Here is a 24,346-nt window from a genome sequence, read left to right as displayed (position 1 = left end):
GGCGGTCGGGCCGCACGCTCAGACGGGGCGGCCGACGCGGTGAGTTCACCGACCCGCACGGGGTCAACAACTTTCGCCTTTGTCTAAGGAAATTTGCAGACGTTGTCTGCGGGAGCCTTTCGGTGCGCTGTCGGGTCGACGACGAAGCTAGCATCGACATCGAGCCAGCCGGTGTAGCCGCCGACGACCTCGATGCATGGATGTGAAATCGATGGAGGAGTCTTGGTCGACGCCCCGCACCCCACTGTGTCAATGCCCACCCAGCGGAGCTGCCCCTTCGATCCTCCGGACGGCTACACCCCCCTGCGCGAGCAGGAGCGGATAACGCGCATGAGTTACCCTGATGGGTCGCCCGGGTGGCTCATCACGCGGCACGCCGAAGCGAAGGAACTCCTCACTCATAAGAGCTTCAGCGCGCGCCAGGAAGGGATAATCTCTCCGGTTCCCACGGAACTGCAGTACGACGGCCGCGCGGCCGACCCCGGCGCCTTCGCGAAGACGGACGACCCGATCCACAGCCAGTACCGCAAGCTGGTCACCGGCTTTTTCACGGTCCGTCGTACGCGTCAGCTCGCCCCCATGATCGAGCGAATCGTGCACGAACAACTCGACGATCTGGAAAAGGCCGGGCCGGGCGCCGATCTTGTCGAGGTATTCACCGAATCGGTTCCCTCCCGGGTGATGTGCGAGATGATCGGCGTCCCCGAATCGGAGCGCAAGACCCTCCAGCGGCACGTGGAGACGCTCGGACGCCTCTCCTGCACCGTCCCCGAGGCGCTCGCCGCCGTGTCCGGGATGAGCGGATTCCTGTCCCGCTTCGTACCGGCCAGGATGGACGACCCCCGGGACGACCTCCTCGGTGATCTGATCCGCGGCGGGCAGCTCAACGAGCAGGAGCTCATGGGCATGGCCGCCACGCTGATCACCGGGGCCTTCGACACCACGGGCAACATGCTGGCCATGGGCGTCTTCACCCTGCTCGAGCACCCCGATCAGCTGGCCAGGCTCCGCGAGGACCCGGAGCTCATGGCGGGTGCCGTCGAGGAGCTCCTGCGCTTCCTGACCATCTCCCACCTCGGGGCCAGCCGGTGGGCGCTCGAGGACGTCGAGTTCGCCGGCCAGGCCATCAAGAAGGGCGAAGTGGTCACCGTCGCCCTCCCGGCCGTCAACCGCGACCCCGAGCGCTACAACAACCCTGACCAGCTCGACATCGGCCGCACGGACCACGGGCACCTGGCACTCGGCCACGGCGTGCACCAGTGCCTCGGCCAGCACCTCGCCCGCACCATCCTGCGCGTCGGCTACGAGGCCCTGTTCGACAGGTTCCCCACGCTGCGGCTGACGGTGCCGGGCGATGAGGTCCCGATGCGTGATGACTTCGTGCACTACGGCCCCAGGTCGCTTCCCGTCACCTGGGACGACTGAACGAGCCCGGAATCCTGAGCCGGCCACTCCGCGAGTGGCCGGCTCATCATCCCGAACGACAAGGTAGGACTGAGACCCGATGAGGATCACCGCCGACCGTGAGGTGTGCTGTGCGGCTGGCCAGTGCGCGCTGATCGCGCCTGACCTGTTCGACCAGAGCGACGAGGACGGCTCCGTCGTTCTGCTCGAAGCACAGCCCGACGCCGGACGGCTGGACACCCTGCGCGAGGTCGTATCCCGTTGCCCCACCGGTGCGATCCGCATCGAAGAAGACCCTGGCGCGTGAAAAAGACGGGTCGAACCGGAGCGCGAACAGCGGCGGAGAACGCACGGTGGCACGCGATACACGGCCGGTGAAACATTGGTGAAATCAAATCCCGCGAACATGCCCGGGAGCGTTAACCGAGCCTGCGCGGGTTTCTAGGGTTTCCCTTACGGGTGCGGGGCTAGTGTGGCCGGTGTCCGTCTGGCAAGGCGTGTTTTGAAAAATCTCAGGGCCGTTGCGCTCTCCAGCGAACGACGCGTTAAGTGTGGAGTTTCCGATGCCTGCTGCATCCAACCAGAACAAAGCTGTTGAAGCGCTGCGCAAGTCGTTCAAGGAAATCGAGCGGCTCAAGCGTCAGAACCGCCAGCTGATCAGTTCGGCAACTGAGCCCCTTGCCATCATCGGTATGGCCTGCCGATTTCCGGGTGGAGTGAATTCCCCCGAGGCACTGTGGCGTCTGGTCGCCGATGGAGCGGATGCGATCTCGCCCTTCCCCACAAACCGCGGCTGGGACGTGGAGGGGATCTACGACCCGGACCCGGAGCGTCCGGGTACCAGTTACGTTCGCGAAGGCGGCTTCCTCCACGACGCGGACCAATTCGACTCCGCGTTTTTCGGAATCTCACCCCGCGAGGCCCTCGCCATGGACCCCCAGCAGCGGCTGCTGCTGGAGACCTCGTGGGAGGTGTTCGAACGGGCGGGCATCGACCCCGCGTCACTGCGTGGCAGCCAGACGGGTGTCTTCACCGGTGCCATGCATACCACTTACGCGTCCGAGGCCGCGCAGATACCGGACGAGATCGAGCCGTACCTCCACAACGGCGCCACCACCAGCATCGCCTCGGGCCGTGTGTCCTACACCTTCGGTTTCGAAGGCCCCGCGCTGACCGTGGACACCGCCTGCTCATCGGCGCTGGTCGCCCTGCACCTGGCGGCCCAGGCGCTGCGTCAGGGCGAGTGCTCCATGGCGCTGGTCGGCGGTGCGACCGTCATGGTGAGCCCCAAGGGCTTCGTCACCTTCAGCCGCCAGCGCGGACTGGCCCCCGACGGCCGGTGCAAGGCGTTCGCCGACGGAGCCGACGGCACCACATGGTCCGAGGGCATCGGTGTGCTGCTGGTGGAGCGGCTGTCCGACGCGCGGCGCAACGGGCACCGGATACTCGCCGTGGTACGCGGCTCCGCCGTGAACCAGGACGGTGCGAGCAACGGTCTGACGGCCCCCAACGGCCCGTCACAGCGCCGCGTGATCCGGCAGGCCCTGGAGAACTGCGAGCTGAACCCCAGTCAGATCGACGTGGTCGAGGCGCACGGTACGGGGACGACGCTGGGCGACCCGATCGAGGCGCAGGCGCTGCTGGCGACATATGGCCAGGACCGGCCCGAGGGCCGGCCGCTGTGGCTCGGCTCGCTGAAGTCGAACCTCGGTCATACGCAGGCCGCCGCCGGTGTGGCCGGCGTCATCAAGATGGTGATGGCGATGCGGCATGGCGTCCTGCCGAAGACGCTGCATGTCGACGCCCCGTCGAGCCATGTGGACTGGTCCGAGGGCCAGGTCGAGCTGCTGACCGAGGCGAGGCCGTGGCCGGAGACCGGGGAGCCGCGCAGGGTGGGCGTGTCCTCGTTCGGCGTGAGCGGGACCAACGCGCATGTGATCCTGGAGCAGGCCCCGGAGGCCGAGGCCGAGGCGGAGGTTGCCGAGGAGCCCGCCGACGGTGGTGTCGCGGGTCCGGTGGCATGGGTGGTGTCGGGCAAGACCGACACCGCGCTGCGGGTGCAGGCCGGGCGGCTGCGGGAGTTCGTGGCGGAGCGCCCGGAGCTGGGCGCCGCCGATGTGGCGCTCTCGCTGGCGACGACCAGGTTCGCCTTCGAGCAGCGCGCCGTGGTGACCGGGACCAGCCGTGAGGAGCTCCTCGAGCGCCTGGACGCGGTGGCCGAGGGCGCGAAGCTCCCGGGTGTGGTCTGGGGAAAGGACGCCGAAACACCCGGTCGTTCGGTGTTCGTGTTCCCGGGGCAGGGTGCGCAGTGGGCGGGTATGGCGGTGGGGCTGCTCGAGTCCTCGCCGGTGTTCGCGGAGGCGATCGGTGAGTGTGAGGCGGCGCTGTCGGCTCATGTGGACTGGTCGCTGAGCGAGGTGCTGCGTGGGGTTGAGGGTGCTCCCGGTTTCGACCGGGTGGATGTCGTTCAGCCGGTGCTCTTCGCGGTGATGGTGTCGCTGGCGAAGTTGTGGCGTTCGGTGGGTGTGGAGCCGGATGCCGTGATGGGGCACAGCCAGGGTGAGATCGCGGCGGCCTGTGTGGCCGGTGCGCTCTCGCTGGAGGACGCCGCGAAGGTGGTGACCTTGCGGTCGCAGGCCATCGCGGCGGGCCTTGCGGGCCGTGGTGGCATGGTGTCGGTCGGGTTGCCGGTCGACGAGGTGAAGGAGCGTCTCGCCCGGTGGGGTGGCGCGATCTCGGTGGCGGCGGTGAACGGCCCGGGGTCGGTGGTGGTGTCCGGTGATCCGGGTGCGCTGGATGAGATGGTCGCGGAGCTGGAGGGTGAGGAGGTCCGTGTTCGCCGGGTTCCGGTGGACTACGCCTCGCACTCGGCCCATGTGGAGTCGATCCGCGAGGAGTTGCTGAAGGTCCTGGCGGATATCGCGCCGCGTTCCTCCGAGGTGCCGTTCTACTCGACGGTCTCCGGTGAGCTGGTGGACACCGCCGGTCTGGACGCGGAGTACTGGTACCGGAACCTGCGGCAGACCGTCGAGCTGGAGTCCACGACGCGCACCCTGCTCGATGAGGGCCACACCGTGTTCATCGAGGTGAGCCCGCATCCGGTGCTGACCCTGCCGGTGCAGCAGACGGTGGAGGCCGCCGAGGCGCGGGCCGTGGTCCTGGGGACTCTGCGGCGTGATGAGGGCGGAGCCGAGCGGTTCCTGACCTCCGCCGCCGAGCTGCATGTCAGCGGAGCGAGCGTCGACTGGCGGAAGGTGTTCGAAGGACACGGCGCCCGCCGCGTGGAGCTGCCGACCTACGCCTTCCAGCACGAGCGCTTCTGGCTCGACGCTCCCGCGGGCGTGGGCGATGTGGGTTCGGTGGGGTTGGGTTCGCTGGGGCATCCGTTGCTGGGTGCGGTGATGTCGCTGGCGAGTGGCGGCGGGGTGCTGCTGAGCGGGCGGCTGTCCTTGGCCACGCACGGGTGGCTGGCGGATCACGCCGTCCATGGGGTGATGCTGCTCCCGGGGACGGCCTTCGTCGAGCTGGTGGTATCGGCGGGCGATCAGGTCGGGGCCGGTCGCGTTGAGGAACTGGTCCTGGAGGCGCCGCTGATCGTGCCCGAGAAGGGTGGCGTACACCTTCAGGTCGAGGTGGGGGAGGCGGACGCTTCCGGTTTCCGTGAGGTGAGTGTGTTCTCGCGGGAGGAAGCGGAGGGCGAGGGCGCCGCATGGGTGCGGCATGCCCATGGTGTGGTCGGTTCGGCCGCGCCCGTCTCCGGCACGCCGTTCGACTTCGGTGTGTGGCCTCCGGCGGGGGCCGAGCCGGTCGATGTGTCGGGCGAGTATGCGCGGGCCGCGGAGAACGGGCTGGAGTACGGGCCGGTCTTCCAGGGGCTGAAGCACGCGTGGCGGCGTGACGGGGAGGTGTTCGCGGAGGTCGAGCTCCCCGAGGCGGAGCGGGACCGGGCGGGTCAGTTCGGTCTGCACCCGGCGCTGTTCGACGCGGCGTTGCACGCGATGGGTGTGAGCGAGAGTCTGACGGGTGATTCGGGCAGTCGGCTGCCGTTCTCATGGCGCGGGTTCGCCCTGGAGGCGGTGGGTGCGACCTCGCTGCGGGTACGGCTGGCGTCGGCGGGTGCCGGGTCGGATGCGGTGTCGGTGCTGGTGGGCGATGAGTCCGGGCGGGTGGTGGCGTCGGTCGAGTCGCTGGTGTTGCGTCCGGTCGACGCGGATCAGCTGAAGGCCGCGAGCGGTGCGGCGCGGGAGGCGCTGTTCCGGGTCGAGTGGGTGGACGCGCCCGGGGCCGTCGTGTCGGGGGGTGAGGCCACACCGCGGGCAGAGGTCATGCGGGTGGTCTCCGATGGTGCGGATGTGGTGGGTGAGGCGTACGGGCATGTGCTCGAGGTCCTGGAGCGGGCGCAGGGGTGGTTGGCGGATGAGGACCGTGCGGGTGAGCGGTTGGTGGTGGTGACCCGGGGCGCCGTCGATACGGGCGATGGTGTGACGGACATGGCGGGGGCCGCGGTGTGGGGTCTTGTGCGGTCCGCGCAGGCGGAGAACCCCGGGCGTCTGGTGCTGGTGGACACCGATGACCTGGACGGCGTCGATGGTCTTCTGCCTGGGGTGCTGGCCCTGGGTGAGGAGCAGGTGGTGGTGCGGTCGGGTGCGGTGCGGGTGCCGCGTCTGGGCCGGGTGCAGGCGGTGGCTGTTCCGGAGTCGGGTGGGTTCGGTTCGGGTGCGGTGCTGGTGACGGGTGGCACGGGTGTGCTGGGCGGCCTGGTGGCGCGGCATCTGGTGGCCCGGCACGGTGTCGGGAAGCTGGTGTTGCTGTCCCGTCGTGGTGCGGAGGCCGAGGGCGCGGCCGAATTGCGGGCCGAACTGGAGGCCGCCGGTGCCGAGGTGGTCATCGCGGCGTGTGATGCCGCGGACCGTGCGGCTCTGGCCGGGGTGTTGTCGGGGTTGCCGGAGGGCTTTGGTCTGAGTGGTGTGGTGCATGCGGCGGGTGTGCTCGATGACGGGCTGCTGACGTCGCTGACCCGTGAGCGGGTTGAGCCGGTGTTGCGGGCGAAGGTGGACGCGGCGTGGAATCTGCATGAGCTGACGGCGGGGATGGACCTGTCGGCGTTCGTGCTGTTCTCCTCGGCCACCGGTGTGCTGGGTGGTGCGGGGCAGAGCAACTACGCGGCGGCGAATGTGTTCCTGGACGGTCTGGCGTCCTGGCGCCGGGCCCAGGGACTGCCGGGCGTGTCGATGGCCTGGGGCCTGTGGGCCGAGGCCAGCGGCATGACCGGACACCTTGGCGAGGACGACATCCAGCGGATATCCCGTTCGGGCGTGGTGCCACTGGCCACGGACGACGGCCTTGAGCTCTTCGACGCCGCTCTGGTGTCGGACGCGGTGGTCCCCGTGCTCTTCCGGCTGGACATCCCGGCGCTGCGTGCGCAGGGCGCCGAACTCCCCGCCCTCTTCCGCAACGTCGTACCCGGCATGACCGTCCGGCGTGCCGCGGGCGCCGGAGACACGGACGTGGACGACGTCGCCGCCCGACTGCGGCGGCGGCTGGTCGGCATGTCCGAGGCGGATCAGGAGCAGTTCCTGCTCCAAGAGCTGATCCGGGTCCAGGTGGCCGCCGCCCTGGGACATGCCACGTCGGACACCGTCGAGGTGGGACGGCCCTTCAAGGAACTGGGCTTCGACTCCCTCACCGCCGTGGAATTGCGGAACCGTCTGAGCGCGGAAACAGGTCTGCGCCTCCCGGCGACGCTCGTCTTCGACTACCCGAACCCGACGGTCCTTGCGGGCCATCTGCGCTCGGAGATCCTCGGGTCCCAGGGCACGGCCACCGCGGCGGCGGGCGGACCGTCCGACGTCCGGTCCGGTACCGACGACGACCCGATCGCGATCGTGGCCATGAGCTGCCGCTTCCCCGGCGGTGTGCAGACACCCGAGGAGCTGTGGCAGCTGGTGATGGCGGGCACCGATGCCACGTCGTCACTCCCGTCCAACCGTGGCTGGGACCTCGAGTCGACGTACGACCCGGACCCCTCGCGCGAGGGCACGTACTACGCCCGTAACGGTGGCTTCCTCTACGACGCCGACCAGTTCGACCCGGAGTTCTTCGGGATCTCGCCGCGTGAGGCGCTGTCCATGGACCCGCAGCAGCGGCTGCTGCTGGAGACCTCGTGGGAGGCGTTCGAGCGGGCCGGTATCGCCCCCGAGACGGCGCGGGGGAGCCGGACCGGCGTCTTCGTCGGCGTTGTGTACAACGACTACGGCACCCGTCTGCAAGGGCACTCTCCCGAAGGCATCGAGGGCTACCTCGGCATCGGCAGCGCGGGCAGCGTGGCCTCCGGCCGTGTCTCCTACACCCTGGGTCTCGAGGGCCCTGCCGTGACGGTGGACACCGCGTGCTCCTCCTCGCTGGTCGCGCTGCACCTGGCGGTCCAGGCGCTGCGCCAGGGCGAGTGCGACATGGCGCTGGCCGGTGGTGCGACCGTGATGTCCACACAGCTCGGGCTGGTGGACTTCAGCCGTCAGCGCGCGCTGTCCGTGGACGGCAAGTGCAAGGCGTTCAGCGATGGCGCCGACGGTTTCGGATTCGCCGAGGGCGTCGGGCTGCTGCTGGTGGAGCGGCTGTCGGACGCCCGGCGCAACGGGCACGAGGTGCTGGCCCTCGTCCGGGGTACGGCGACCAACCAGGACGGTGCGTCCAACGGCCTGACCGCCCCGAACGGCCCGTCTCAGCAGCGGGTGATCCGCGCCGCGCTGGCGAACGCCCGGCTGTCGGCCACCGAGGTGGACGCGGTCGAGGCACATGGCACCGGCACCAAGCTGGGCGATCCCATCGAGGCCCAGGCCGTGCTGGCCACCTACGGCCAGGACCGGCCTGCCGACCAGCCGCTGTGGCTCGGCTCGGTGAAGTCGAACATCGGCCATGCGCAGGCGGCCGCCGGTGTGGCCGGTGTCATCAAGATGGTGATGGCAATGCGGCACGGCGCACTGCCCAAGTCGCTGCACATCGATGAGCCGTCGCCGCATGTGGACTGGTCCGCCGGCGGCGTGAGCCTGCTGACGGACGCCATGCCCTGGCCGGAGACGGGACGGCCGCGGCGCGCGGGAGTCTCCTCCTTCGGGATGAGCGGCACCAACGCCCACGCCGTGCTGGAACAGGCTCCGTCGGACGACGCCCCCAGCACCGCCGCCGAGGACGAGGCCCCGGCCGCGGAACTGCCCGAGGTCACACCGTGGGTGATCTCCGGACGGTCGGACAGCGCGGTCGAGGCCCAGGCGGAGCGGCTGCTGACCCAGGTGCGTGAGCGCCGGGAGGTCTCGCCCGCCGATATCGGGCTGTCGTTGGCGACCACGCGCAGTGTGTTCGAACACCGCGCGGTGGTGCTGGCGGGCGACGGCGACGGCCTTCTGAGCGGCCTGGGGGCGCTGGCCGAGGGGAACGCGGCACCCGGTGTGGTACGGGGGACAGCCGGCGCCCGCGACCAAGCGGTGCTCGTCTTCCCTGGTCAGGGATCGCAGTGGGTGGGGATGGCGGCAGGGCTGCTGGAGACTTCCCCGGTGTTCGCGGAGCGGATCGGCGAGTGTGCGGCGGCGTTGGCGCCGTATGTGGACTGGCCGCTCGCGGACGTGCTGCGGGGTGGGGAAGGCAGCGCGGAGGCGCTGGAGCGGGTGGATGTGGTGCAGCCGGTGCTGTGGGCGGTGATGGTGTCGCTGGCGGAGCTGTGGCGCTCCTACGGTGTCGAGCCCGCCGCCGTGATCGGCCATTCGCAGGGTGAGATCGCGGCGGCGTGTGTGGCGGGTGCGCTGTCGCTGGAGGACGCCGCGAAGGTGGTGGCCCTGCGCAGCCAGGCGCTGCGTGCGCTGTCCGGGCGCGGGGGCATGGTGTCGGTGTCGCTGCCCGTGGATTCGGTGCGGGAGCGCCTCGAGGCGTGGGGTGAGCGGCTGTCGGTGGCGGCGGTGAACGGGCCCTCGGCGGTCGTGGTCTCCGGCGACGCCGACGCGCTGGACGAGCTGATGGGCGTATGCGAGGGCGACGGGATCCGGGCGCGCCGCGTCCCCGTGGACTACGCGTCCCACTGCGCTCATGTCGAAGCCATCGAGGACGAGCTTCGGCAGCTCCTCGCGGGAATCGCCCCGCGCTCGTCGTCGGTGCCGTTCTATTCGACGGTGACCGGCGGGGTGCTGGACACCACGGAGATGGACGCCGGCTACTGGTACCGCAACCTGCGGCAGACCGTGCGCTTCGACGAGACCGTCCGTGTTCTGCTGACCGACGGCTTCCAGGTGTTCATCGAGGCCAGCGCCCACCCAGTCCTGACGATGGGGGTGGAGCAGACCGCGGAGGACCACGGCGCCCGGGTGACGGCTGTCGGTTCGCTGCGCCGTGACGAAGGCGGCCTGCAGCGGTTCATGACCTCCCTGGCCGAGGCGTATGTCGGCGGAGCATCTGTCGACTGGGCGGGTCTCTTCGCCGGAACGGCGGCCAGGCGCGTCGATCTGCCGACGTATGCCTTCCAGCGTGCGCGCTACTGGCTGGATCCCGAGGCGGACGGCGCCGGTGATGTGTCGTCGGCGGGACTGGACGCGGCGGGGCATCCGCTGCTGGGTGCCGCTGTGCCGCTGCCCGACTCCGACGGTTTCCTGCTGACCGGCCGGCTGTCGCTGCGTACGCATCCCTGGCTGGCCGACCACGCGGTGCTGGGCCGGGTCATCCTGCCGGGTACGGCGTTTGTCGAGTTGGCGTCGCGGGCCGGTGACGCGGTGGGTTGCGACCGGTTGGAGGAGCTGACGCTGGAGGCGCCTTTGGTGCTGCCCGAGGAGGGGGCGGTCCAGGTGCAGCTGGTGGTGAGTGGCCCCGGGCAGGGCGCGGAGCGCGAGCTCAGTGTGTACTCCCGTCGTGGCGACGGTCCGGACGCGCCGTGGACGTGCCATGCGAAGGGCGTGCTGGCCGTGGCCTCCGCCGCCGACGGGGCGGCGGGTCCGGTGGACCTGAGCGCATGGCCGCCGGCGGGAGCGGAGGCGGTCGAGACCGCGGGCTTCTATGAGGAGGTGGCGGCCACCGGACTGGCGTATGGACCGGTGTTCCGGGGGCTGCGTGCCGTCTGGCGCAAGGGCGATGAGGTCTTCGCGGAGGTGGCGCTGCCGGAGGAGTCGCGGGCGGAGGCGGCCCGGTTCGGGCTGCATCCCGCGCTGCTCGACACGGCGCTGCACGCCTGGCTGGTGTCCGCTGCCGCCGAGGGCGAGGGGAGCTCGGGCGGGATCCGGCTGCCGTTCGTGTGGAGCGGTGTGTCGCTGTACGCCACCGGCGCCACCTCGCTGCGGGTACGGCTGGCCCGCACGGGCGCCGATGGGATGTCGGTGCTGGTCGCGGACGCCGCCGGTACGCCGGTGGCATCGGCGGAGGCGCTGGTCACCCGGCCGGTGTCGGAAGCGCAGCTGGCGTCGTCCGCCGAGGACACCGAGTCGCTGTACCGGGTGGAGTGGGTCGCGGCGCCCACCACCGCCCCGGTCCCCGAGACCGACCGGTGTGCCGTGGCCGGGCCCGATGTCTTCGGCCTGGCCCGGGGGTTGAAGGCGGCCGACGGGTCGGTGGAGGAGCATGCCGACCTGGCCGCTCTCGCGGCCCATGTGGGGTCGGGCGCCCCGCTGCCGAACCTGGTGTTCGTGACCGTCTCCTCCGCCCCCGGTGAGGACGTCGTTCCGGCGACGCGGGCGGTGGCCCACCAGACCCTGGACATGGTGCGGGCATGGCTGACGGAGGACCGGTTCGCCGATGCGCGGCTGGTGCTCGTGACCCGCGGCGCGATGGCGACCGAGGACGGCGTGGACCCGCGTGACCTGGCGGCGGCTCCGGTGTGGGGGCTGGTGCGGTCGGCGCAGGCCGAGAACCCGGACCGGTTCGTCCTGCTGGATGTGGACGGCGGCGAGCAGTCGCTGGCCCTGGTGCACCAGGCGGTGTCCACCGGGGAACCGCAGCTGGCGGTGCGCGGCGCGGAGATGCTGGTCCCACGTCTGGCCTCCGGTGCCGCGGCGGGTGTGCTGACGCCGCCGGCCGGTACGGAGGCGTGGCGGCTGGAGGCGTCCGGCGCGGGCACGCTGGAGGGGCTGGCGCTGGCCACGGCCGCGGACGCCACCGCGGAACTCGGCGAGCACGAGGTGCGGGTCGCGGTGCGCGCCACGGGCCTGAACTTCCGCGATGTCCTGATCTCCCTGGGCATGTACCCGGGCGAGGCGCTGATGGGCGGCGAGGGGGCCGGTGTGGTCGTGGCCACTGGTCCCGGTGTGACCTCCCTGGCCGTCGGCGACCGGGTGATGGGGCTGTGGGAGGGCGGTTTCGGGCCGCTGGCCGTCGTGGATCACCGCACGCTGGTGCGGATTCCGGACGGGTGGTCCTTCACCGAGGCCGCCTCCGTCCCGGTGGTGTTCGTGACGGCTCTGTACGCGTTGCGGGAGCTGGCGGGTCTCCGGCGTGGTGAGTCGCTGCTGGTCCATGCCGCCGCCGGTGGTGTCGGGATCGCGGCGGTGCAGCTGGCGCGGGCCTGGGACTGCGAGGTGTTCGCGACCGCCAGCGAGGCCAAGTGGGATGTCCTGCGCGGTCTCGGCCTGGACGAGGCGCATATCTCCTCGTCGCGGACGCTGGAGTTCGAGGAGCGGTTCAAGGCCACCTCGGGCGGTCGCGGTGTGGATGTGGTCCTGGACTCCCTGGCCGGTGAGTTCGTGGACGCCTCGCTGCGGCTGCTGGGCGAGGGCGGGCGGTTCATCGAGATGGGCAAGACGGATGTGCGGTCGGCCGATGAGGTGGCCGCGGCGCATCCGGGCGTGCTGTACCGGGCGTTCGACCTGGCGGAGGCGGGCCCCGAGCGCATCGGGGACATGCTCGCCGAGATCGTGGCCCTGTTCGAGCGAGGTGAACTGCGGCCGCTGCCCACCCGGGTGTGGGATGTGCGCAGGTCCCCCGAGGCGTTCCGGTTCATGAGCCAGGCCCGCCATGTGGGCAAGCTGGTGCTGAGTGTTCCGGCCGCGCTGGACCCGGAGGGCACGGTGCTGATCACCGGTGCCGGAGGTGTCCTGGGCGGGCTGGTCGCACGGCATCTGGTGGCCGAGCACGGGATACGCCGGCTGCTGCTGGTCAGCCGCCGTGGCCGCGCCGCCGAGAGCATGGCGGCGCTCGAGACGGAGCTGACCGCCCTGGGGGCCTCGGTCGACGTGGCCGCCTGCGACGTCGCCGACCGCGACGCGCTGGCCGAGCTGCTGGCGGGGCTGCCCGACGACGGGCACGGCCTGACCGGTGTGGTCCATGCCGCGGGCCTCCTGGACGACGGCACGGTGACCTCACTGACACCGGAGCGGCTGGACGCGGTGCTGCGCGCCAAGGTCGACGGGGCGTGGCATCTGCATGAGCTGACGCGCCGCTTCGATGTGGCCATGTTCGCCCTGTTCTCCTCGGCCGCCGGTGTCCTGGGGTCCGCGGGCCAGGCGAACTACGCCGCCGCCAACACGTTCCTGGACGGACTGGCGCAGCGGCGCCGGGCGATGGGTCTGCCGGGAGTGTCGCTGGCCTGGGGCATGTGGGCCGAGCGCAGCGGGATGACCGGACATCTCGCCGAGGCGGATCTGTCGCGGATGACGCGCGGCGGACTGGTGCCGTTCTCCTCCGAGGAGGGGCTGGGGCTGTTCGACACGGCCGGGCGGCTGGCCGAGGGCCTCGTGGTGCCCGCGCGGCTCGACCTCGGCCACCTGGCGGCCACCGCCGACACCACCCCCGTGCCCCCCTTGCTGGGCGGACTCGTACGACGGCCCGCCGTGTCCCGGCGGGCCTCGGCCCAGGACGACTCCGGTGCGCGGGAGGCGCCGCTGGCGCGGCGTCTTGCCGGGCTCGGCCAGGGGGAGCGGCAGCGGACGCTGCTGCGGCTGGTCCAGGAACACGCCGCCACCGTCCTCGGGCACGGGTCGGCGTCGGCGGTGGACACCGATCGTGGCTTCCTGGAGCTGGGCTTCGACTCGCTCACCGCGGTCGAGCTGCGCAACCGGCTGAACGCGGCCACCGGGCTGCGGCTGCCCGCGACGCTCATCTTCGACTACCCGACCCCCGCGGCGCTGGCCGCACAGCTGAACGCGGAGATCGCCCCCCTGGCGGCGGACGAACCATCGGACGTGGCCGCCGAACTCGACCGGCTGGAAGCGGCGTTGCTCGGCACGGGCGCGGCGGCCGACGACGACACCCGGGCGATGGTCGCCAGCCGGTTGAAGCGTCTTCTGTCCCACTGGGACGGCGGCCGTGGCGGCCCGGCGCCGGATGGTCCGGCCACCGAATCCGGCGATGCCCAGGACGTCGCCGAACACCTGGAGACGGCGGAGGCCGACGAGCTCTTCGCCTTCATCGACCAGGAGTTCGGGACGTCGTGATCCGACCAGCGGCCGCCACCACGGCGCATCCACGAACCCACACCACCTGCCCGCCGACCACCCCGCTCCCGAAGCGCGACCCCGAGAGGTTCTGATGTCGGAACAAGAAAAGCTGCTCGGCTACCTCCGGCGGGTGACGGCTGATCTGCACCAGGCGCGGCAGCGTCTGCAGGATGTGGAGTCGGCGGCCCGTGAGCCGATCGCGATCGTCGGGATGAGCTGCCGCTTCCCCGGCGGGGTGGGTTCTCCCGAGGAGTTCTGGCAGCTGCTGAGCGGCGCCGAGGACGCCATCACGCCGTTCCCCGAGGACCGTGGCTGGGACCTCGACTCGCTCTATGACGCGGACCCTGACCGGTCGGGAACCTCCTATACGCGCGAGGGGGGATTCCTGTACGACATCGGCGACTTCGACGCCGACTTCTTCGGGATCTCGCCACGCGAGGCGATGGCGATGGATCCGCAGCAGCGGTTGCTGCTGGAGACGTCGTGGGAGGCCATCGAGCGGGCGGGGATCGACCCGGTCTCGCTGCGGGGCAGCCGGTCCGGGGTCTTCTTCGGGGCGGTGGCCCCCGACTATGGGCCGCGGGTGCACGAGGCGCCGGACGGTGTCGAGGGTCATCTGGTGACCGGCAGCGCGATCAGCGTGGTGTCCGGGCGGGTGGCCTACACGCTCGGGCTGGAGGGCCCCGCGGTGACGGTGGACACCGCGTGCTCGTCGTCGCTGGTGGCCCTGCATCTGGCGGTGCAGGCGCTGCGTCAGGGGGAGTGCTCCTTCGCCCTGGCCGGCGGTGTGAGCGTGATGGCCACGCCGGGTACGTTCGTCGGTTTCAGCCGGCAGCGCGGGCTCGCACTGGACGGCCGGTGCAAGCCCTTCTCGGCGGCGGCCGATGGTTTCGGGGCGGCCGAGGGTGCCGGGATGCTGTTCCTGGAGCGGCTCTCCGACGCCCGGCGAAACGGGCATCCGGTGCTGGCGGTTGTCCGGGGGACGGCGACGAACCAGGATGGCGCGAGCAGTGCGCTGTCCGCCCCCAACGGCCCGTCGCAGCAGCGGGTGATCCGCCAGGCGCTGGCCAACGCCGGGCTCACGGCCGGGCAGGTCGACGCCGTGGAGGCCCACGGGACCGGTACGAAGCTGGGCGATCCGATCGAGGCGCAGGCGCTGCTGGCCACCTATGGCCGTGAGCGCACCACGGGTGATCCGCTGCTGCTGGGGTCGGTCAAGTCCAACATCGGCCATACACAGGCGGCCGCCGGCGTGGCCGGTGTGATGAAGATGGTGCTGGCGATGCGGCATGGTGTGCTGCCGCGCACCCTGCACATCGACGAGCCGTCGCCGCATGTGGACTGGTCGACGGGCACGGTCGAGCTTCTCACCGAGGCCGCCGCATGGCCCGAGGGCGAGGAGCCGCGCCGGGCCGGGGTGTCCTCCTTCGGCATCAGCGGGACCAACGCCCACGCCATCATCGAGCAGGCACCGGCACCGTCCGCCACACCCGAGGTGACGAGTGACGACGCCGCCGAGGCGGCTTCCGGCTCCGAGGAGGCGGCAGAGCCCCGGACGACGGCGCTGCCGCTCATCCCCTGGCTGTTGTCGAGCAAGTCCGAGGCGGCGCTGCGCGCCCAGGCCAGGCGGCTGCTGGACCATGTGGAACAGCACCCGGAGATGGCGGCCGGGGACATCGGGCTGTCGCTTGCCACGACCCGGACCGCCTTTGACCATCGTGCGGTGGTGCTGGCCCAGGATCGTACGCAGGCCGTCCGGGCCCTGACCGACCATCTCGCGGGTGGCGGCGCCCCGGGGCTGGTCGAAGGCGTCGCCAGGCGCAGTGCCGGAGTCGTGTTCGTCTTTCCCGGTCAGGGGTCGCAGTGGGTGGGGATGGCGGCGGGGCTGCTGGACGCCTCGCCGGTGTTCGCCCGGCGGATCGAGGAGTGTGCCGCGGCGCTGGCGCCGTTCGTGGACTGGTCGCTGGTGGAGGTGTTGCGCGGCGGTGAGGGCGCCGCGGAGGCGCTGGAGCGGGTGGATGTGGTGCAGCCGGTGCTGTGGGCGGTGATGGTGTCGCTGGCGGAGCTGTGGCGCTCCTACGGTGTCGAGCCCGCCGCCGTGATCGGCCATTCGCAGGGTGAGATCGCGGCGGCGTGTGTGGCGGGTGCGCTGTCGCTGGAGGACGCCGCGAAGGTGGTGGCCCTGCGCAGCCAGGCACTGCCCGTGCTGTCCGGGCGCGGGGGCATGGTGTCGGTGTCGCTGCCCGTGGACGCGGTGCGGGAGCGCCTCGGGGCATGGGGTGAGCGGCTGTCGGTGGCGGCGGTGAACGGGCCCTCGGCGGTCGTGGTCTCCGGCGATGCCGACGCGCTGGAGGAGCTGCTGACGGCGTGTGAGGCGGAGGAGGTCCGGGCGCGCCGTATCCCCGTGGACTACGCCTCGCACTCCGCCCACGTCGAAAGCCTTGAAGAGGAGATCCGGCGCACTCTGGCCGGCATCGCTCCGCGGTCCTCCTCGGTGCCCTTCTACTCGACGGTGACCGGCGGGGTGCTGGACACCACGGAGATGGACGCCGGCTACTGGTACCGCAATCTGCGCGGGACCGTGCGTTTCGACGAGACCGTACGGGTGCTCCTGGACGAAGGCTTCCAGACGTTCGTGGAGGCCAGCGCGCATCCGGTGCTGACCGTGGGCATCGAGCAGACGGCCGAGGACCACGGCACCCCCGTGGCCGCCGTCGGCTCGCTGCGCCGTGACGAAGGCGGTCTGGAACGGTTCCTGACCTCCCTGGCCGCGGCCCACGTCGGCGGTATCGCCGTGGACTGGCGGACGGTGTTCGCCGGGACCGGGGCCCGCCCCGTCGAGCTGCCCACCTACGCCTTCCAGCGCCAGCGGTACTGGCTGGACGCCACCTCGGCCGCCGAGGTGGCCGCCGCCGGTGGCGGCTCGAGCGCGGACGCGGTGGATGTGCGCTTCTGGGAGGCGGTGGAGCGTGAGGATTTGGAGGCGCTGGTCCGCACCCTGGAGGTGGAGGACGAGGAGCAGCAGTCGTCGTTGACGGCGTTGCTTCCGGCGCTGTCGTCCTGGCGCCGTCAGCGGCGTGAGCAGAACAAGGTGGACGGCTGGCGTTACCAGGCGGTCTGGAAGCCCCTGGCATCCGCGTCCGAGACCACGCTCTCGGGCACCTGGCTGGTGGCCGTTCCGGAAGCCTGTGGTGACGACGCGTTGGTCGCCGCAGTGCTGGACGGGCTGGCCGGGCGCGGTGCGCATGTGGTGCGGATGGCCGCCGGGGCGGCGGATGACCGTGAGGTGATGGCGGAGCGGCTGCGCGGGGCCCTCGATGGCGTCGAGCCGTCGGCCGTGGCGGGGGTGTTCTCGCTGCTGGGGCTGGACGAGTCGGGGCATGCGACGTTCGGTGTGGTCCCGGCCGGGCTGGCGGCGACGGTGGCGCTCGTTCAGGCGCTGGGCGACGCGGATGTGGTGGCTCCGCTGTGGTGCGGCACCCGGGGTGCGGTGTCGGTGGGCCGCTCCGACCGGCTGGTGAGCCCGGCGCAGTCCATGCTGTGGGGCCTGGGCCGGACCCTGGAGGCGGAGTACCCCCAGCGCTGGGGCGGCGTCGTCGACCTGCCCGAGACCATCGACACCCGCGCGGTGGCCCGGCTGGCCGGAGTGCTGGCGGGCACGGAGGGCGAGGACCAGGTCGCGGTGCGCGGCTCCGGTGTCTTCGCCAAGCGGCTGGCGCGGGCATCCGCGCCTGATGCCACGACCGCCGATGGCTGGCGGCCGAGTGGTTCGGTGCTGGTGACCGGTGGTACGGGTGCGCTGGGCGGTCACGTCGCCCGCTGGCTGGCGCGTACGGGCGCCGAGCACCTCGTCCTGACGAGCCGCAGTGGTATGGAGGCCGAGGGCGCCGCCGAGTTGAAGGCGGAGCTGGAAGGGCTCGGGCCCCGGGTGACGGTGGCGGCGTGTGACGCCGCGGACCGTGCGGCGCTGGCCGGGGTGCTGGACGCGATTCCGTCGGAGTTCCCGCTGACCGCCGTGGTGCATACGGCCGGTGTGCTGGACGACGGTGTCGTGGACGCCCTGACGGTGGAGCGGGCGGCCGGGGTGCTGCGTCCGAAGGTGGACGCCACGCGGAATCTCCATGAGCTGACCGCCGGGATGGAGCTGTCGGCGTTCGTGCTGTTCTCCTCGGCGGCGGCCACGTTGGGCAACCCGGGTCAGGGGAGCTACGCCGCGGGCAACGCCTACCTCGACGCGCTGGCGGCCCAGCGGCGTGCGGACGGGCTTCCGGCCACCTCCATCGCCTGGGGTGCCTGGGCCGGAGGCGGCCTCGTCACGGACGAGGTCGGCGAGCGGATGAGCCGCTCGGGGATCCAGGCCATGGACCCCGAGCTGGCGATTTCGGCGCTGCAGCAGGCACTGGACCACGACGAGACGTTCCTCGCGGTCGCGGACATCGACTGGGCACGCTTCGAAGCGGACTCCGCCGACACTCCCCTCTTCCGCCAGCTGCGGAACGTGCCGAGCGCGGCCACGGGGAAGCAGCTCACGGCGGGCAGTTCCGCCCCCGGGCGGGCGGAACTCCACGACCGGCTGGAAGCCATGCCCCGGGAGAAGCGCGAAGGAGCGCTGCGGGACCTGGTGCGTGCCCAGGCCGCCGACGTCCTCGCGCACGACAGCGCGGACGCGGTCGCGTCGGACCGTGCCTTCCGTGACCTCGGCTTCGACTCGCTGACCGCCGTCGAACTGCGCAACCGGATCGGCGCGGCGACCGGGCTGCGGCTGCCGGTCAGCCTGGTCTTCGACTACCCCACGCCCGCGGTGCTCGCACGGTTCCTGCACGGCGAGATGTTCGGCACCGAGGAAGGCGGCGCCGCCGAGACGACGCCGACCCGATCGGACTCGTTCGACGAGCCCATCGCGATCGTGGCGATGAGCTGCCGGTTCCCGGGCGGGGTGCGGACCCCCGAGCAGCTGTGGGACGTGGTGAACGCCGGAGTCGACACCATCTCCGGGTTCCCCGACGACCGAGGCTGGGACCTCGAGGGGCTGTACGACCCCGACCCCGACAAGCCGGGCAAGACCTACGCCCTCACCGGCGGATTCCTCGACAACATCACCGACTTCGACCCGGACTTCTTCGGGATCAACCCGCGCGAGGCCCTGGCCATGGACCCGCAGCAGCGGCTGCTGCTGGAGACGTCCTGGGAGGCGTTCGAGCGCGCCGGCATCGACCCGGCGGCGTTGCGCGGCAGCCAGGCGGGCGTCTTCATCGGCTCGAACTACCAGGACTACAGCGGCCGGGCCATCAGCGCGCCGGACGGTGTGCAGGGCTACCTCGGACTCGGCAGCGCGTCGAGCGTCGCCTCCGGACGCCTCTCCTACACCTTCGGTTTCGAGGGCCCGGCCGTGACGGTGGACACCGCGTGCTCCTCGTCGCTGGTCGCCCTGCACCTGGCCGCGCAGTCGCTGCGCCAGGGCGAGTGCGACATGGCGCTGGCCGGCGGTGTGACGATCATGGCCACCCCGGGCACGTTCGTCGAGTTCAGCTCCCAGCGGGTGCTGTCGCCGGACGGGCGGTGCAAGGCGTTCTCCGCCGAGGCCGATGGCACGGGCTGGTCCGAGGGCGTGGGCCTGCTGCTGGTGGAGCGGCTGTCGGACGCCCGGCGCAACGGCCACCAGGTGCTGGCCGTCGTCCGGGGTTCGGCGATCAACCAGGACGGCGCGTCCAACGGACTGACGGCGCCCAACGGCCCGTCGCAGCAGCGGGTGATCGGCAAGGCGCTGGAGAGCGCGGGCCTGACGGCCGCCGACGTGGACGCGGTGGAAGCCCATGGCACGGGCACCTCGCTGGGTGACCCGATCGAGGCGCAGGCGCTGCTGGCCACCTACGGCCAGGGGCGGCCGGAGGACGAGCCGCTGTGGCTGGGCTCCATCAAGTCGAACATCGGGCACACCCAGGCGGCGGCCGGTGTGGCCGGGGTCATCAAGATGGTGATGGCCATGCGGGAGGGCGTGCTGCCGAAGACGCTCCACGCGGACGAGCCCTCGCCGCACGTCGACTGGACCAGCGGCGCCGTGTCCCTCCTGACCGAGGCGACCCCGTGGCCGGAGACGGACCGCCCGCGCCGGGCGGCCGTGTCGTCCTTCGGGATCAGCGGCACCAACGCGCACACCATCATCGAGGCGGCCGACCCCGCGGAGGCACCGTCACAGGAGACCGGTGGCGAGGCCGCCGGTGCGCCGGCCGGCATCACGGTCGTTCCCTGGCTGCTCTCCGGCGGAAGCCCCGACGCGTTGTGCGCCCAGGCCGCGCGGCTGCGCGAGTTCGAGGGTGTGGCCACCGCGCACGCCGACGACCTCGCCGACATCGGCTATTCGCTGGCGACGACCCGTTCCGCCCTGCCCTACCGCGCGGTGGTGGTCGCCGAGGAGCCGGCCCAGTTCCGGTCCGGACTCGACGCGCTGGCGGAGGGCAGGAACGCGGCCACGCTGATCCAGGGCGTGGCGCGGGCCGAGCACAAGACGGCGTTCCTGTTCTCGGGCCAGGGTGCGCAGCGCCTGGGCATGGGGCGGGAGTTGTACGAGGCCTTCCCGGTGTTCGCCCAGGCGCTGGACGAGGTGTGCGCGCATCTCGATGTGCTGCTCGACCGTCCCCTCACCGAGGTGATGTTCGCGGCCGAGGGCAGCGCGGATGCCGACCTGCTGAACCAGACGGCGTTCACCCAGCCCGCGCTGTTCGCCATCGAGGTGGCGCTCTTCCGGCTGTTGGAGCACTGGGGCATCACCCCGGATGTGCTGATCGGCCACTCCATCGGCGAGATCGCCGCCGCACATGTGGCGGGGGTGTTCTCGCTGGAGGACGCGTGCGCGCTGGTGGCCGCCCGCGGCCGGCTGATGCAGTCCATGCCCGAGGGCGGCGCGATGGTGGCCGTCCAGGCGCCCGAGGAGGAGATCGCCGCGTCGCTGGCCGGTCGTGAGGCCGAGGTGAGCATCGCCGCCGTCAACGGCCCGACCGCCGTGGTCATCGCGGGCGATGAGGCCGCGGTGCTGGAGATCGCCGGACAGTGGGAGCGAGCGGGCCGTAAGACGCGCCGCCTGCGGGTCAGCCACGCCTTCCACTCCCCGCGGATGGACGGGGTGCTCGGCGACTTCCGCAAGGTCGTCGAGGGCCTGTCGTTCGCTCCTCCGGCCCTCTCCCTGGTCTCCAACGTCACCGGCACGGCGGCGGACACCGATGAGGTGTGCTCGCCGGAGTACTGGGTGCGCCATGTGCGGGAGGCGGTGCGGTTCGCGGACGGCGTACGGACCCTGGAGAAGCTGGGCGTCACCTCGTTCGTGGAGGTGGGCCCGGACGGTGTGCTCACCGCGATGGCCCAGGACTGCCTGACGGCCGAGGAGTCCGACGGCGGGCTCGCTCCCTCCCTCGTGTCCGTGCTGCGCAAGGACCGGCCCGAGATCCAGTCGCTGACCATGGCACTGGCCGAACTCCACGTCCACGGCACCACGGTGCGGTGGGACGCGGTGTTCGCCGGGCGTGGCGCCCGGCGGGTGGAGCTGCCCACCTACGCCTTCCAGCGGCAGCGCTACTGGCTCGAGACGGCGCCGGCCACCGGCGGGGACGTGACCTCGGCCGGGCTGGACTCGCCCGACCACCCGCTCCTCGGCGCCGCCGTCGCCCTGGCCGACACCGACACCTACCTGTTCACCGGCCGTCTGTCCGTCGCCACCCAGCCGTGGCTGGCCGACCACGTCTTCGCGGAGACCGTGCTCTTCCCGGGCACGGCCTTCGTGGAAGTGGCCCTGCGCGCGGCGGAGCAGGTGGGTTACGAGCGGCTGGACGAGCTGACCATCGAGACACCGCTGATCCTGCCCGCACGGGGCGCGGCCCAGATCCAGCTCACCGTGGGCGAGCCGGACGAGTCCGGAGCCCGTTCGCTCAACCTGTACTCCCGGTCCGAGGACGCCCAGCCGGACGACCCCTGGACACGCCATACGACCGGCCTGCTCACCAGGGACCCGTCCACCACGGCGGCGGAGTCCGTGGCCGCCGACTTCGCCGTATGGCCGCCCGCGGAGGCGAAGCCGATCGACGTGGACGGTCTCTACGACCGCTTCATCGACGTGGGCTTCGCCTACGGACCGGCCTTCCAGGGGCTGCGAGCCGCCTGGCGCCGCGGTGACGAGATCTTCGCCGAGATCGACCTGCCCGAGACCCAGGAGGCCGAGGCCGCGCGGTACGGCCTGCACCCGGCACTGCTCGACGCCTCGCTGCACACCGTCGCGTTCAACCCCACCGGCACCGACGGCAGCACCCTGCCGTTCTCGTGGAACGGGGTGACCCTCCACGCCGGTGGCGCGTCCGCGCTGCGCGTACGGCTCGCGAGCGCCGGCGGGGACACCGTCTCCCTGCACGCCACCGACACCTCCGGCGCACTCGTCGTCGCGGTCGACTCCCTCGTCCTGCGGCCCGTGGCCCCGGAGCAGGTGAACGCCGCCCGGCCGTACGAGTCGCTGTACCAGGTCGAGTGGACGCCCGTGGACACCTCCCGCGCCCCGGAGCCGAACGGCGTGGCGGCCGGGCGCTGGGCCCTCGTCGGACCCGACCTGGCCGAGGTGGCCGGTGTCCTCGGAACGGCCGATGGCACCGTGGACACCTACCCGGACCTCGCGGCCCTGGCCCGGGCCGTCGATGCGGGCGCCACCGCGCCCGACGTCGTCCTGGCCCCCACCGTGTCCGGCACCCACCGGACGCAGGACCTGGCGGAGGCGGTCCGGGAAACCGGCCACCGCGCCCTCGACCTGCTCAAGAACTGGCTGGCCGACGACCGCTTCGGAGCCTCCCGGCTGGTGTTCCTCACCCGGGGAGCCATCGCCGCCGGCGAGGACACCGATGTGGCCGACCCCGCCGCCGCGGCCGTCTGGGGCCTGGTGCGCTCGGCCCAGTCCGAGAACCCCGACCGGTTCGTCCTGGCCGACCTGGACGACCAGGACGGCTCACGCCGGATCCTCCCGGCGGCGCTCACCACCGATGAGCCGCAGATCGTGGTCCGCGGCGGCACGGTCCTGGCCGGCAGGCTGGCCCGGGTCCCGGCGCCCGGCGACGACGCCGAGCGGGACACGGCCACGACCGGCATCACCTGGGACCCGCAGGGCACCGTCCTGGTCACCGGAGCGGCCTCCGGCCTCGGCGGGCTGGTCGCCCGGCACCTCGTCGGCGAGCACGGTGTGCGCAACCTCGTGCTGGCCAGCCGCCGCGGCCTCGCCGCGGACGGCGCGGCCGAACTGCGCACGGAGCTGGCGGACCTCGGCGCCCACGCCACGGTCGCCGCCTGCGACACCGCCGACCGCGACGCCCTCGCCGGACTCCTGGCCTCCCTGCCGGACGAGCACCCGCTCACCGCCGTGGTGCACACCGCCGGCGTACTGGACGACGGCGTCGTCGAGGCGCTCACTCCCGAGCGCGTCGACCGCGTGCTGCGGCCCAAGGTCGACGCGGTGCTCAACCTGCATGAGCTGACCGCCGGCCTCGACCTGTCCGCGTTCGTGCTCTTCTCCTCGCTCTCCGGGACGCTCGGCGGCCCCGGCCAGGCCAACTACGCCGCCGCCAACGCCTTCCTGGACGCCTTCGCGTACCGGCGCCGGGCCGAGGGCCTGCCCGCCCAGTCACTCGCCTGGGGTCTGTGGGAGGAGCGCAGCGGCATGACCGGCCAGCTGGACGAGGCCAACAGGCGGCGCATCGCCCGGGACGGCGTGGTCCCGATGGCCTCCGAGGAGGCACTGGCCCTGTTCGACACCTCGTGCGGCATCGACGCGGCCACCCTCGTCCCGGCGCGGCTCGACGCCTCGGCGTGGCGAGCCCAGGACGGGCCGGTCCCGGCCCTGCTGCGGGGCATCATCCGGACCACGGCCCGCCGCGGCCCCGCGAAGACGTCCACGGGCGGTTCCGGCGCCGGCTCCGCCGAACTGCGCCGCCGTATCGGCTCGCTGGACCCGGCCGGGCGGCAGCAGGCGCTCCTCGAGCTGGTGACCGAGCACGCGGCCATGGCGCTGGGCCACGACAACCCCCGCATGATCGCCCCGGACCGCGGATTCCTCGACCTCGGCTTCGACTCGCTGACCGCGGTCGGACTCCGCAACCAGCTGGGCACGGTGACCGGCCTTCGGCTGCCCGCCACGCTGCTCTTCGACTACACGACCTCCCGGGCGCTGGCCGGATACCTGGCCGAAGAGCTCGTCGACGCGGGGACGGACGGATCGGTGGTGCTGCCGGTCCTGTCGGAGCTGGAGAAGCTGGAGAGCTCCTTCGCCGAGGTGGTGGCGGACGAGGCCGCCAGGGAACGCCTCACCGCACGCCTGCAGCAGGTCCTGGCGAAGCTGGGCGCGCAGCAGACACAGACAACCAACGGTGGGGTCGCTGCCGCCGACAGGTTCGAGTCGGCGACCGACGACGAGATCTTTGACTTCCTCGACGAGGAGCTCTCGTGACGTGGACGTCCCCGTCCCCAGAAGTCGCCGGCCGAAGGCTTTCCACCCCTGTCCGGGGTTCTCAGAGGAGTGA

General features: G+C 72.0%; 4 protein-coding genes. All 4 read left to right on the top strand.

All coding sequences use genetic code 11. The features are described from left to right. The first annotated feature begins 330 nt into the window (after window positions 1-330). Window positions 331-1,425 (top strand): cytochrome P450, encoded by a 1,095-nt coding sequence (locus J8403_RS03030; RefSeq protein ID WP_246585660.1) that lies wholly within the window; start codon window positions 331-333, stop codon window positions 1,423-1,425. 79 nt (window positions 1,426-1,504) lie between these two features. Beyond that, window positions 1,505-1,711, top strand: a complete 207-nt coding sequence (locus J8403_RS03025) for a ferredoxin (protein WP_093467512.1) — start codon at window positions 1,505-1,507, stop codon at window positions 1,709-1,711. A 256-nt stretch (window positions 1,712-1,967) separates the two neighbouring features. Then, window positions 1,968-13,802: a type I polyketide synthase gene (locus tag J8403_RS03020; protein WP_211121721.1), complete on the top strand. Its 11,835-nt coding sequence runs from the start codon at window positions 1,968-1,970 to the stop codon at window positions 13,800-13,802. Window positions 13,803-13,893: 91 nt separating this feature from the next. Further along, complete coding sequence (locus J8403_RS03015; protein WP_425519879.1) at window positions 13,894-24,273, top strand: type I polyketide synthase; 10,380 nt, start codon at window positions 13,894-13,896, stop codon at window positions 24,271-24,273. Window positions 24,274-24,346: the final 73 nt, after the last annotated feature.

The sequence above is a fragment of the Streptomyces yatensis genome (assembly GCF_018069625.1).
In the GTDB taxonomy this organism is placed as follows: Bacteria; Actinomycetota; Actinomycetes; order Streptomycetales; family Streptomycetaceae; genus Streptomyces; species Streptomyces yatensis.
Note: the sequence above shows the minus strand (reverse complement) of the source record. Positions and strands in the feature narration are given on the sequence as shown.

Excerpts from the sequence above, each read along its gene's own strand:
- J8403_RS03030 (WP_246585660.1), top strand. The coding sequence starts at position 331 with ATGAGTTACCCTGATGGGTCGCCCGGGTGGCTCATCACGCGGCACGCC.
- J8403_RS03025 (WP_093467512.1), top strand. The coding sequence starts at position 1,505 with ATGAGGATCACCGCCGACCGTGAGGTGTGCTGTGCGGCTGGCCAGTGC.
- J8403_RS03020 (WP_211121721.1), top strand. The coding sequence starts at position 1,968 with ATGCCTGCTGCATCCAACCAGAACAAAGCTGTTGAAGCGCTGCGCAAG.